Annotated in this window: 8 protein-coding genes; 6 read left to right on the forward strand and 2 right to left on the reverse strand. The window is 66.3% G+C overall.

What is annotated here, in order from left to right; translation table 11 throughout:
- Window positions 1-154: 154 nt before the first annotated feature.
- On the reverse strand, window positions 155-1,336 hold the full coding sequence (locus KF833_10195; protein ID MBX3745666.1) for an aldo/keto reductase: 1,182 nt from the start codon (window positions 1,334-1,336) through the stop codon (window positions 155-157).
- 180 nt (window positions 1,337-1,516) lie between these two features.
- Between KF833_10195 and KF833_10200 the strand changes: the two genes are divergently transcribed.
- The 6 genes from KF833_10200 (at window position 1,517) to KF833_10225 (ending at window position 11,141) form a co-directional block, all read left to right on the forward strand.
- Window positions 1,517-4,792 (forward strand): AsmA family protein, encoded by a 3,276-nt coding sequence (locus KF833_10200; protein ID MBX3745667.1) that lies wholly within the window; start codon window positions 1,517-1,519, stop codon window positions 4,790-4,792.
- A 93-nt stretch (window positions 4,793-4,885) separates the two neighbouring features.
- On the forward strand, window positions 4,886-6,259 hold the full coding sequence (locus KF833_10205; GenBank protein ID MBX3745668.1) for a dipeptidase: 1,374 nt from the start codon (window positions 4,886-4,888) through the stop codon (window positions 6,257-6,259).
- Between the two features lie 212 nt (window positions 6,260-6,471).
- Window positions 6,472-6,876 carry a nucleotidyltransferase substrate binding protein gene (locus tag KF833_10210; GenBank protein MBX3745669.1) on the forward strand — a complete coding sequence of 135 codons (405 nt, stop codon included), beginning with the start codon at window positions 6,472-6,474 and terminating at the stop codon, window positions 6,874-6,876.
- A gap of 4 nt (window positions 6,877-6,880) precedes the next feature.
- The gene (locus tag KF833_10215; GenBank protein ID MBX3745670.1) at window positions 6,881-7,198 is read left to right on the forward strand and encodes a nucleotidyltransferase domain-containing protein; all 318 of its coding nucleotides are present in this window, start codon (window positions 6,881-6,883) and stop codon (window positions 7,196-7,198) included.
- A gap of 480 nt (window positions 7,199-7,678) precedes the next feature.
- On the forward strand, window positions 7,679-8,752 hold the full coding sequence (locus KF833_10220; GenBank protein ID MBX3745671.1) for an ATP-binding protein: 1,074 nt from the start codon (window positions 7,679-7,681) through the stop codon (window positions 8,750-8,752).
- Window positions 8,742-11,141: a S8 family peptidase gene (locus tag KF833_10225; protein MBX3745672.1), complete on the forward strand. Its 2,400-nt coding sequence runs from the start codon at window positions 8,742-8,744 to the stop codon at window positions 11,139-11,141. Before KF833_10220 ends, KF833_10225 begins: the two co-directional genes overlap by 11 nt.
- Window positions 11,142-12,651: 1,510 nt before the next feature.
- On the opposite strand, the gene KF833_10230 is transcribed toward KF833_10225, so the two are convergent.
- Window positions 12,652-13,323, reverse strand: coding sequence for a glycoside hydrolase family 16 protein (locus KF833_10230; GenBank protein MBX3745673.1), 672 nt, complete (start codon window positions 13,321-13,323; stop codon window positions 12,652-12,654).
- Window positions 13,324-13,396 lie beyond the last annotated feature (73 nt).

Consider the following 13,396-nt stretch of genomic DNA (forward strand, 5'->3'; position numbering starts at 1 on the left):
CGGCGGAGGCGAGGACCGCGGGTTTGGGGGTGACGGGGACGGCGGTTGGGACGGCGGTGGGCGGACGGCGGCGCGGGGCGGGTCCGCGGGTGACGGGACCGAGGGCGGCGGGATGGCCGCTGGGCGGTTTGGGCATGGGCGGGTGGGGTTGCGGCTAGGACTGGCTCAGGCGTTTCTTCGGGGCTTCGAAGAGGAGGTCGTGGGCTTCCCGGAGGATGCCGGGGATGCGGTCGCGGAAGGGGCTGTCGGCGAGGGCACGGGAGAGGTCGCGGGAGGCGGCGGTCCCGGCGTGCTCGCCGGGGAACCAGTGATCGGCCTGGCCGAGGAGGTTGTAGCGCATGCGGCCCCAATCGACCAGGTCGAGGCCGCGGGCGTAGGTCCAGAGGCGGAGGATTTCGGTGAGATTGATCTCGCCGGGGACCTCGACGTATTCGGGGAGACCGGTGCGCCAGTGGAGGCGCCAGTCGCGTCCGACAACGCGGTCGATCTCGGCATGGAGACGGGCGACGATGTCGGGGAGGACCTCGTGCATGCGGTCGTAGTGGTCGAGGGCGGCGAGGTGTTCGTCGAAGTCGGACGGGCGGGCGGCGCCGAGGCTGAGGGTATGGACCTGGGGATGACTGAGGCAGTAGAGGTCATTGAACTGCATGGGCGTGAGGGGCCGGCAGAGTTCGACCAGGCCGGGGGGTGGTTCGTAGAGTTTCCCGCCCTTGTCGTTGGGGCTGATGATGAAGACGCCCATGTCGCGGCGATGGGCTTCGGGGATGGCGGGCCCGTTGAGGTCGTTGACGAAGTACCAGTGGAGATTGACGTAGTCGAAGGCGTCGGTGCGGATGGCTTCGAGGATGATGTCGGTGGTGGCGTGGGTGGAGAAGCCGACATGACGGGCGCGGCCTTCGGACTGGAGGCGGCGGGCGGCGGTGAGACAGCCATTGGGGGCGATGGACCAGTCGAGGAGCTGGCGGTTGTTGATGCCGTGGAGGGAGAGGAGCTCGACATGGTCCAGGCGGAGGTACTCCATCGACTTCTCGAAGGTCTTGATGAAGTCGTCGGGATTGGCGAAGGGGGGGATCTTGGTCTGGACGATGAGCTGTTCGCGGGGGAATTGGGCGAGCACGGGGCCGAGCTGCATTTCGCTCGAGCCGTAGCCGCGGGCCGTTTCGATGTGGTGGATGCCGACTTCGAGGGAGCGGCGGATGGTGGCTTCGAGGTTGGCCTGACCGTCGGCGGGGACTTCGGACCAGGGAATATCCTGCCACCGGTGCTGGTAGCGCATGCCGCCACAGGAGAAGACGGGCATGGACAGGTTGGTTTTACCGAAGCGCCGGTAACGCATCCGCCGCTTATGCCAGTCGGCCGGCACCGCCATCAACGCTTCTCCTTGGGATGCCCGGTCCGCGTTGACGGGGCCGGGCCGGCCGGTAGGGTGCGGGGCTGAAGGGGGGGCTTCGCGGGCCGAAGGCGGACCTGACAGGACGGCGAAGCACCCCCAGGATGTGGAATACGACAAACCGCCATGAAGAAGCTGATCATCGTTCTGGGAGTTCTGGTGCTGCTGCTGGGGGGCGCCTATTTCGTCGTCACGAGTTCGGGCTTTCTGAAGGCCGTGGTGCTGCCGCGGGTCGGCGCGGCCATCGATTCGAGGGTCGAGGCGTCGAGCATCTCCCTGCGTCCGTGGTCGTCGGTCGAGATCCGGCAGTTGACCGTGGTGCCGAACGGTGCGGACCCGCTGGTGAGCGTTGAATCGGCGCGGGTGCAGTACCGGTTGGGGGCGCTCCTGAAGGGGCAGGTGGCGCTGGATGAGATTGTGGTGACGGCGCCCACGCTGACCCTGGTAAGCCGGGCGGATGGGACCAGCAACCTCGACCCGATCTTGAAGAAGCTGGCGGAAGGCGAGAAGGCGCCGCCTGCCGCTGACGCGGCCCCGCTTCAACTGGATCTGCGCCGGCTCCAGATCGAGCGGGGGGTGCTGCGGTATCGCGGCGCCGGGGCGGACGGGTCGGAGACGGTGGCCGAGGTGACGGGGCTGACGGCCAGTGCGCGGGATCTGCGGAATGCTGGCAATGGGAGGGTGGAAGTCTCGGGCGCGGTGGGACTGGACCAGCGGGCCGGGGCAGGCAGCGGCGGGGCCTCGGGAACGGCGAGGGGCCGGTTGGAGGGCGGATTCGATGTGGGATTGACCGCTGATCTGCAGCCCGGTTCGGTGAACGGGCGGGCCGAGTTCCGGCTGGACCAGGCGGGCGGGGTGCTGGAGGAGTTTCAGGGATTCTCGGCGGTGCTGGGCACGGAATTGACGCCCACGGAGCTTCGGCGGCTGGGAGTGGAATTCGCACGGCAGGGGGCGGCGCTGGGGGCCGTCCGGGCCCAGGGTCCCCTGGATCTCGCCAAGGGCGAAGGGAACCTCCAGGTGGAGGTGGCGGGGATTGACCGGCAGGTCCTGAACCTGGCGGGGGCGGCGTATGGGCTGGACTTCACGACCACCCGGCTGGACAGCACGAACCGGATCGAGATTGCCGATGCCAACCGGCGGATCACGGTGGTCGGTTCCCTGACAGGCAGCCGGGTCTCGGTCCGGCAGGCGGACCTGACCCTGCCGCCGGTGGATTTCCGGGGGCGGTACGATGTGGCGGTGGACCTGGGGGCGGAATCGGCGGCGGTGCGGACCTTTGCGTTGAACGCGAGCCAGGCAGGACGCGAGGTGCTGCGCGGAACGTTGTCCCAGCCCATGGAAATCCGCTGGGCCGCCAACGCGGATGCGGTGCCGGATGCGGCGGTCTCGCTGGTGGTGCAGGACTTGCGTCTCGCCGACTGGAGCGCGCTGATGGGGGCCCCCTGGCAGGGGACGGTCCAGGCACAGGCGGAGCTGGGAGTCACCGGGGGCGGAAAGGATCTGGCGTTGAAGGCCAGCGCCGCGCTGGCCGGGGTGACCGGCGTGGTCGCCAGCAACGAGGTCCGGCAGCTCGGCCTGCGCGCCATGGCCGATGCACGGGTGTCCGCCTTTGCCGATCCCGCGGCGCGGAAGCTGGCCGGGAGCCTGAAGGTCGAGGAACTCACCGGAACGGCCGCGGTCGTGACCTTCGACCGGTACGGCGCGGATGCGACGTTCGACATCGGGCTGCCCGAGGGGGCGGTGACATTGAACGATGTCCAGGTGCGGTTGCGTCAGGGCGCGCAGGATGGCGGGTTGCTGACGTTGCGCGGGCGCTGGGATCTCGAGCGGGGCGCGGGGGAACTGGCCACCACGGCGTCCGGGGTGAACGAGGCGGGATTGCGACCGTTTCTGCAACCGGCCCTGGGTGAGCGACGGTTGCAGCGGGTCCAGATGTCGGCCGACGGGACCGTGCGCCTGCAGCCGGACGGCGAGTCGCTGCTGCGCGGCACGGCGGAGGTGAAGGATCTGAGGGTGACCGATCCGTCGGGGAAGGCGCCCCCGGGGCCGGTGTCGGTGGGGGCGGGGATCGAGGTGGCGGGCAAGGACGACCGCTGGGAGATCCGGCGCGGGGATCTGCGTCTGGACAGGACGGCGCGCGCGGCGAATGAGGCGCAGTTGACCGGGCACATCGATTTGTCGAACACCAATGCCGTGAGCGGGGCGTTGCGCTTGGTGTCGCAGGCGCTGGATGTCACGCCGTACTTCGATTTGTTCTTCGATGCCCCGGCGGCGACGTCGACCGCGCCGCCTCCGACCGCGCCGCCGCCTGCGGGTCCGACGGTGGAGCCGGAGCCGATGGTGCTGCCGGTCGGGCAGTTCATGGTCGATGTCGAGGTGGCGGCGCTGTACTTGCGGGAGGTGACGGCGGAGAACGTCCGGGCCGGTGTGCGGATTCGCGGGAGCGAGATCGAGATTCCGCCGTTTGAATGGCGTTTGAATGGCGCACCGGTGACCGGGGCGATGAAGGTGAACGTCGGGGTGCCGGGATATGAGTACGACGTGCGGGCCAGGGCCGGGGGGGTGCCGGTGCGGCCGCTGGCGAACTCCTTTGCGCCGCTGTTGAAGGATCGCATCGGGGGCGCGGCCCACGCGGGTCTGGAGGTCAAGGGGGCCGGCATCACCGGGGTGAACCTGCGTCAGAATCTCGCGGGCGGGATGCAGTTCGCGGTGACCAATGCGAACCTGCGGCTTCAGGACGCCGCCTCGCAGAAGGGTCTCCTGAGTCTGCTGACCCGGGTGCTGGCCAACGCCCTGAACATCCGTGAACTCCAGGACCAGCCCATCATGGATCTGGTGGCGGACGCCAAGTTCGGCGAAGGCAAAATCGCCGTGAGCGAAGGGTGGGTGCGGAGCGCGTCGTTCGAGGCGCGCATGGTGGGGGACATTCCGATAGCCGACGACCTGATGCGATCGCCGCTCAACTTCCCGGTCCGGGTGGGGTTGCGGCGTGACCTGGCCCAGCGGGCGCGCCTGGTGCCATCGGACACGCCGACCAACGCGGTCTATGTGGCGATTCCCGACATTGCCTCGGTCAAGGGAACACTGGGAGAACCGGCGCCCGAGGTGGACAAGGTCCAGGCCGCGTTGCTGGTGGCCCGTGGCGTGGGCGGGTTGGTGGGAGGCCAGGCGGCCGGGACAGTCGGGGGCGTCGCGGACCTGGTCGGGGGTGTGGCGGCGGGCGGCACCAACGTGGTGGGCAATCTGATCCAGGGCATCGGCGGGATTCTCGGGGGCGGCCGTTCCGGGGCGACGACCAATGTTGCCGGAACCAACGCGCCGGCGGCCACGAATCCGCCGCCGCGCAATCCATTGGGAGGATTGCTGCGGGGACTACTCGAGCCCGAGCGACGGGCGGACTGAGGATTGCGTATTGGCGTTCCCATCGCAGCGGCTTTGGCGCAGGCTGCCGGGGCCCCGCGGGCGGCACCCGGTGCGCCGGGCGGGGCGTCATGCATGAACGCCGTTGAACGTTACCTTGCCGAGCATCAGAGCCGCTTTGTGGAGGAGTTGTGCGAATTCCTCCGGTTTCCTTCCGTGTCCGCACAACCGCAACATGCCGGGGACATGCGGTCGTGCGCGCAGTGGCTGATCGACCACTGCCGGGGGATCGGGCTGGAGACCGAGCTGTGCGCGACGGACGGGCACCCGATCGTGGTGGCGCGGACGCCGCGGAAGGCGGGGAGCCGAAAGCCGCACTTCCTGGTGTACGGGCACTACGATGTTCAACCGCCGGAACCTCTTGAGCTGTGGACATCGCCGCCGTTCGAGCCGCGCCTCGACGGCGACGCCCTGTTTGCGAGGGGATCGAGCGACAACAAGGGGCAGCACTTCGCGCATCTGAAGGCCGTCGAGGCCTACCTGCGGACGGGCAGCGAACTGCCGTGCGACCTGACGTTTGTCATCGAAGGCGAGGAGGAGGTCGGTTCGGAGCATCTGGCGGCATTCCTGCGGGCGCGACGGAAGGAACTGGCGTGCCGGGCGATCGTCATTTCCGACACCGGCATGCCGGGTCCGAGGCATCCCGCGCTGACCTACGCCCTCCGGGGGATTGCGGCAGCCGAGGTGATTGTCCGCGGACCGGACCGGGATCTGCACTCGGGGATCTTCGGAGGGAGCGTGGACAATCCGGCGATGGTGTTGTGCCGGTTGCTGGCGGATCTGCGGGATGCCCGGGGGCGGGTGGCGATCCCGGAGTTCTATGACGACGTGGTGAAGCTGAGCGCCTACGAGCGCCGGCAGATGGCGCGGTTGCCGTTCACGGAAAAGGGCGAGGCGAAGTTCCTGGGCGTTCCCGCCCTGTCCGGGGAGCGCGGGTACACGTTCATCGAACAGCGGAGTGCGCGTCCGACGTGCGAGATCAACGGCCTGACCAGCGGTTACCAGGGGGCCGGGAGCAAGACCATCATCCCGTCGTGGGCCCGGGCCAAGCTGACCTTCCGGCTGGTGCCCAACCAGGACCCGGCCAGGATCCTGCGGCTGGTGAAGGCGCATCTGAAGCGTGTCTGCCCGCCGACGGTCCGCATCGACGTGGAGGGGGGCCATGGTGGGACCCCCTACCTGCTGGACCCGAGCGGACCCATGGCGAAGGCGGCGCTGCGGGCGTTGCAGGGGGCCTTCGGGCACGAACCGGTTCTGTTGCGGGAAGGCGGGTCGATTCCGATCGTATCGGACTTCAAGCGCATTCTTGGCGCGGACTCCCTGCTGGTCGGCCTGGCCCTCCCCAATGCGAACGCGCATTCGCCCAACGAGCAATTCAGCCTCGAGATCTTCCGTCGGGGAATGGGCATGGCGGCGCGTCTGTGGCCGGAACTGGCGGCGGCATCCTGACGCGGGTCCAGGCGCGTCACGGGTCGTGCAACCCGAAGTTGTGGGGAGAGGTTCGAAGCTTGGCATCCGAACGCGCTCCAACCGATTATGCTTGCCGCAGGGAGCTCGCGGGTTGGCGAAGGAGGGGCGGCGGATTTTCGCGTCGGCGAAGACGAACTCGCCGATGATCGCGCCGCCAGGCGTGCCAACCTGGAGAGTCTGAACGTCACGCCATGAGCAGGGAACGATTCACCGAGCGACAGGCCGATGTGCGCAAGAGCGCAAACCGGCTTGCCGAAGCCGTGGCCCAGCCTGAAAGCGAACTCATCCGCGACGCCACCATCCAGCGCTTCGAGTTCACCTTCGAGGTCGTATGGAAGACCCTCAAGCTCTACCTTGAACGACAGGGGCACGAATGCGGCGGGCCGCGTCCGACGCTCAAGAAGGCTTTCGCCGAGAATCTCATCTGCACCCCCGACGAGGCCGACCACTGGCTCCAGATGCTCGAAGAGCGCAACCTCACCAGCCACGCTTACGACGAGGCGCTCGCCCGCCAGATATACCAGCACATTGTGCGAGACTACGCTCCCTTGCTCGGCGGCATGGCGGACAAAATCCAAACGCTGAAATGGGACTGATCCCATGAAGTCCCTCGATCTCCGCGACCAGGATCTCGCCGTGCTTCGCCGCACCTTCCGCCGCTTCCCCTGCGTGCGCGAAGTACGGCTCTTCGGCTCCCGCGCCACCGGCCACGCCCGCCGTGCCTCGGATATTGATCTCGCCATCTCCGCCCCGGACGCGACCACCGACCAATGGCTGGAGCTGACGGACGCACTCGACGAAGCCCCCATCATCTATGAACTCGATGTGGTCCGCACCGAACGCCTGTACAGCCCCCGGCTCATCGAGAAGATCGCCCGCGAAGGCGTGCCCATTTACCCCGGGAACACGACCGCATGATCGGGAGCGGAGGAAAGGATGCCGCCCTTGGCCGCCTAACCGCACGCCAACTTCGCCGAGTCCGCGAAACTGGAGCATCCTCCGGCTTCGCTCCCTCCGCCGTCATCGCCCAGTTGATCTTCAACCCCAGCAGCGGTGACTGCTCCCTCGCCGATGCCGAGCGCCTGGGCGAGGATCAGGTCCCGCTCGAGCGGATCGGCCTGGCCAGGGCCGCCGATCAAACCACCCTCGGTGAGTTCCTGCGCGCCCAGACCGAGGACAGCGTCCTGCTGCCTCTCCGAAACCCCTCGCACCCCGCCAAACCTCCCTCACAGGCGTCATCCGACACCTGCGACCACCCAGACTCCCTCAACAAGCTTCAAGCTAATCGATCGCTAAGGATTCGGGGACGGTTACCTCCAACATGATCGAGATTGAATGGCGGCCGGGGTTTGCCGAGGATTGGACAAGAGCCACCTCGGTCCCGAGGAGGCGCCTGCCATGTCCGAAGGCCGGATCATTCGTCAACTGCTGAGGAGTCACGTCCATCGGGACGAGGAGGGGTTTCGTCGTGCCGCGAGGGAGTTGATTGATCGGGAGCGGACCCTGAACCACCGTCTGCTCGCGGACGATCTGGAGCGGATCCTGGTCAATGGGTCCAACGGCAACACGGGGCTCGCTGGGGGGGGGACGAAGCCGCCGACGCTGTGGGAAATCCCCAAGGATAAAGACAAGGGGTTCCCGCTCCTTGGGCTGTCCCGGCCGGAGATCCCGTGGGAGCGTCTGGTCCTCCCCCCGGCCTCGGTGCAGATGTTGGAGAACCTGGCGGACGAGAATCATCGCCGGGACCTCCTGATGGCCGGTGGACTGCTCCCGAAGCGGAAGGCGGTGTTCATGGGTCCACCCGGCTGCGGGAAGACGCTTGCGGCGTCCGCCCTGGCGACGGCTCTGGGTTGGCCGCTCGCGACGGTGCGGCTGGATACGGTGGTGTCGTCGTTTTTGGGTGAGACCGCCACCAACCTCCGGAAGATCTTCGATTTCATCGTTCAGGACCGGTTCGTGGTCCTATTCGATGAGTTCGATGCCTTGGGGAAGGAACGGGACCGCGGGCAGGAGCACGGGGAACTCCAGCGGGTCGTAACCGCCTTGCTGCAGCTGATGGACAGCTATCGCGGGGCGAGTGTGCTGATCTTCGCCACCAACCACCCGTTCATGCTCGACTCCGCTCTTTGGCGGCGGTTCGAGGCGATCGTGCCGTTCCCGTTGCCGAAGGAGCAGGACCGGGTGCTGATGCTGCGGGCCTTTTTCCGTTCTGTGGTTCATTCGGCTCCTCAACTCGCGGCGCTGGCCAAAGCGACGGACGGCGGTTCAGGTTCCGACGTGGAGTGGATCGCCACCGAGATCATGCGCCGCCTGCTCCTGGAGGGTCGAAGCAGCGTCGAAACGCGCGATGTTGAGGAGGCAATCCGGGGCTTTCGGCAGCGCATGGAAGCGGTTGCGAGTCTCATGCCGCAGATCGGCAGGAAACGCGCAAAGGGAGGACGGACCCGGCAGTCTCCACGCAATGCCTCGTGATCGTGAACATCTGGCGCTTCCCGAATGGGGCGGGCCTGCCGAGCGGAGGCGACGTCAGCCACCTCCCCGGCCGCCGAGCCGCAATCGCGGTGAGGCAGGACGACGGCTGCTGGTCGAAGCGGAAGATCTGCTGAACCGGCTTCAGCTGAAGCAGCGGACGTATCCCGAGGGATTCAACCCGGCGAACATCTTTCGCGTGGATCTTGAAGCCCAAGGGGACCTGGACGAGGTGGTCCTGGGCCGGAGCGGACTTCGGTTGTTGGCGAAGGATCCGCATCGCGCCTTGGTGGTGGTCACCGACGACCAGCTGGACGCGCTGCGGGAAAGACTCCGGAACTATGCCGGGCAGGTCCCGGGTGGCCCGGAGTATGGGGAGTTGGATGTTGTGCGGAGCATGAGCCCCTTGTCCGCTCAGGATCGGATGGGCCGCAGGTTGGTGGCGGAACCGCTCCAACCGCACCAAGAAGCCCCGTGCGACATCGAACTCTGGCACACCGGACGGCGGCCGGACTGCGAACAGTTCATCGCCACCGTGCAGGCCGTTCTGGCCCGTCATAACATCCCCTTGAGCGATCGATGGATCGGGACGTCCATCTGCGTCTGCCGGGCAAGGTTGCGCGAGGCGGCGCTTCGGGAATTGCTCGAGATGCCGGAGATCAAGGAGGTCGATCGCCCGCCAAGGCCTGCATTCCAGCAGGCCGAACTCTTCCAAGCGGACGTCTCCGGAATGGAGATCGCCCAACAGGGGGCGCCCGATCTGGTGGGCATCGTGGTGCTCGATAGCGGCTTGGCCAGTCGGCATCCGCTGATTGCGCCGGCCTTGGGCGACGCCCAGGTGTTTCCCGATGCGCTGGGCCGACGGGTGCTGGACGGCCCCAACGATGGGACCGAGAAGGGGCATGGTACCGGCGTCTGCGGCATCGCGGCGTACGGCGATGTTCTTGCGGCACTCCGAGCGCGTCGGTTTGTGCCGAGTGCCCAAGTATTTTCGGCCCGGGTGACGGATGACCATAACGAGTACGACGAGGAGATCCTGTTGGAGCACCAGCTCGAACAGGCGATCGAGTACTTCCTGTCGCACTACCCCGCCGCCCGTGTGGTCAACATCTCGTTGGGAGATCGGAACCAAGTTTACGCCGATGGCTACCAGACGCGGTTTGCCGCGGCCATCGACGACCTCGCCTACCGGTATTCGGAACGGGGCATCCTGCTGGTGGTTTCGTCCGGGAACTTCGACGTGCCTTTCACTCCAGAGATGGTGAAGCAGTACTATCCGTACTATCTCGACCAGCCGCATGCCCGCTTGATCGAACCGGCGACAGCGGCCCTGGCCTTGACCGTCGGTGGGCTGGTCCTGGGACCCGTGGCGGACCGGAATTTCGAGAAGGACGTTCAACTCCCCGTCGCCGGCGAGGCCGGATTTCCATCCCCCTTCACCCGCTTGGGCCCTGGCGTCGATGGCGCCATCAAACCCGAGTTGGTGGAGACGGCGGGCGACTGGATTCTGGAGCGGGACCGATTGACCGAATCCGGGGTGGTAACCTTGGGAAAGAACTTCGCGGGTGGCCTGCTCCTCGTATCGCGAATCGGTACCAGCTTCGCCGCGCCGAAGGTCGCCAATACCGCTGCGCAATTGATGCGGCGTTACCCCGAATACTCCTCGAACCTGATCCGCGCTTTGATCGTCCACTCGGCCGAGGTGCCTCAGAATCGGCCAAGTCTTTGGGCCGTCCCGGATCCGACAGACGAGGTCGTCATGAAGGTCTATGGCTATGGCCAACCGGACTTGGGCCGGGCCATTGCGGCCGCCCAGAACGAACCCTGGCTCCTCCATGATGGTCGCATCGAGGGCGACACGTTCCGCATCTTTCAGTTGCCCGAACTCCCGGAGGAGTTTCTTGCCCGCCCGGGCCGGCGGCGACTCAAGGTGACCTTGGCGTTCGATCCGCCGACCCGTCCGACCCGCAAGGACAGTTACCTCGGGTTCACCATGGAGTTCGCCCTCTACAGAAACGTGGATGCGGCAACACTGACGGAAGCCTATCGGAAGTGGGACCGGGACGAAAAGGAAGAGCTTGAGGACGGCGCGCCTCCTGGTCGTACGGAGCTAACCCACTGCAACCTCAAGCTGCTGCCCGGCTCGACCCTTCGGAAAAAGGGGACGGTCCAGAGCGCCTGGCTGGAGTTCTCTCGATCGAACTGGAAGTACGAGTCGGGAACGCCGTTGTTCCTCGTGGTGGTCTGCGAGCGGCGATGGGCGCCTCGCGACATTGAGGACCAGAGGTTTGCCGTCGTGATGTCCCTCTCGCACGACGATGCGGAAGTGGATCTCCACGCCCGAATTCAGCAGAGGGTGGGCTTGTTCGTGCGGCAGCGGGCGCGCGTTTGATCGGCCTGCGCCGTTTCGGCCATAGCATTGGTCTCCGTCACAGGACCGTGGGAACCGGGGAAGGGGAGTGGGGTGACTGACGGGACTCGAACCCGTCCGCCAACTTCAAAAAACCCAGCTTTTTTGGGGTGTTGTGCAAAATGACCCCCGCATGCCTACCCTGTTCCAACGCGAATTCTGTGGGCATTTGTGGGCAAAGCAATTCTGGGTAATCCGGGCACCATTCGCGGCCGTCCTCTCGGCCGACTTCCCGAACGGGGCGGCATCCGGCCGTTGATTCGTGCCGCCGCCGCCTTCGCCTTCGAGGGTCTTTCTCGGACTCCCCGTTTTCGCCGACCCAAGAGCTGTGCATGCGCATTCCGCACAAGAATGATCAATTCCTGTCGCGTAGCCCCAAATCCGTGTGGCCCATCGGGGCAATACAGAGCGCCAACGGGTTGCAGCGACCACGCAACCGTACCGCGAAGTGCGCCGTACACGAAGGCCCGTCTCCCATCAGGTAACTCGATCTCGCGACCGCGCCAGACCCGCTGGCCGTTCACATATCCCGACCAGCGCTTCTTGAATTCGCGCAGCTTGCCGAGGGCTCGGGCTGCTTCACTGATCTCCGCGCCCGTCGGATTTGGTTTGGGAGGGTCCAGCTGCGGGGGCTCGGCCAGTAAGCAGTTCGCGACGAGCTTGTTGGTGGAAACCGCCTCCGACACTGGGGTGGGTGGCTTGGGTGCACGGCCACGGCTACTTGGGATGTCGTCACGAGCAGTTCGCTTGAGGGGGCGCGTGATACGGGTGGGGCGTGGAGCCGCATTCCGCTGCCGCTGATAACGGTTATCGGCCGCAGCGAGTGTGGCAGCAGCATTGGAGTCCGGGGTCAACAGCCTGTACCGGCCGAGCTTGACCAGTCGCCCGCGCCGGACCAGGTCGTCGATCTGTCGGAACACCTCCGCCCGTCGTTCCCGGAGGTCCCGACGGTCGCCACCAAGGTCGGATTCCAGGGCTTGGATCAGCTCCCATCGGTCAACCGGTCCGGGGCCAAGGCGCATGATCTCGTCGAGCACCGGGTGGGACTCCTCAAATCGCCTTGGGCTCTGCACCGGGCTCTGGACTGCGGAGCTGGGAGGAACTGGGGACAGGATCGCGCTGACAACGAGCATGCCGCTACCTACCCAGACTCGCGGGATGTCCCTGGGGGCGAATGGGTCCCAGCCCACCACTCGGGCGGCATCCCCCAGAAGCCGAGTTCGGCTTTGGCTACCGGAGGACCGTCAAGCAGTTCAAAATGAACAGCTTGTGCGCGAGGCGTCGGCTTTCGAGGCCCGATCTTCAAGTGGTTGGTTCTAAACTTCTTGAATTCAAGTTCTCCAGGAAACCGCCGATCAAACGGAGACTGGATGGCCCCTCGTCCCGGGGCCGTCCGCCGCCCGGTGATGAAAGCCCTTCTCCTTCGCGTTGGCATCGACTCCACCGACGGTGGATGGCTGGCCCCCGTTTGCGCCGCGACGGGGGAGTTTGCCTACTGTCCCGGAACCTGGGAAACCCCGCCGGCTTTGGTGCGCCACACTTCCTTGCCGTCGATGTAGAAGACGTACTCCTCCGGCGTCCAGTGCAGTGCGTAGTCGTGGAATCCCTCCACGAGCGACGGGAAGACGGTGCTGGTGCCTGCGGATTTGTGGTCCTTGCCGTACCCGTTCCAATGCAGATTGAAGATCACCTTCCCGTCGCGCCACGGCATCTCCATGATGTCGATCTCGGTGCCGTCCCGACCCTCGTCGCCGACCTTGACGACGTCGGAGGACATCATCCAAAAGGCGGGCCAATGCCCCGGCTGCCTGGGTGCCTTGCACCGCGCCACGTAGAACCCGAAGGCGTGCTCGAACTTACCCTGGGTGTTCACGGCCCCGCTGGTGTAACGGTCGCCGTCCTTCCGGGTGCGCAGGATGAGGGTGCCCTTGCCGGAAAGGTAGGCGTCGTCCCTCACCCAGAATCCATCGCGGCGCTTCGAGTCGCCCAGCCGGTTCCATTTGGTTTCGTCCAGCGCGGTGCCCTCGAACTCGTCGTGCCAGACGAGCTTCCACTCCGTTCCGGTCGCGGCGGGAGGCAGGAAGTCCTTCGTGTTGTGGCTCTGCTCCGCGCCGGTAACCGTTATCGCAACGCCCAGGCAGAGGAGGATGTGGAACCTGCTCATGTCCAAGCATGGAGATCAGGCCGAGGACCCGCGGCAAGGCAGGCCAACTTAACGAGTGCAGGATGCACCGTCA

Source organism: Verrucomicrobiia bacterium, from assembly GCA_019634625.1.
Classification (GTDB): domain Bacteria; phylum Verrucomicrobiota; class Verrucomicrobiia; order Limisphaerales; family CAIMTB01; genus CAIMTB01.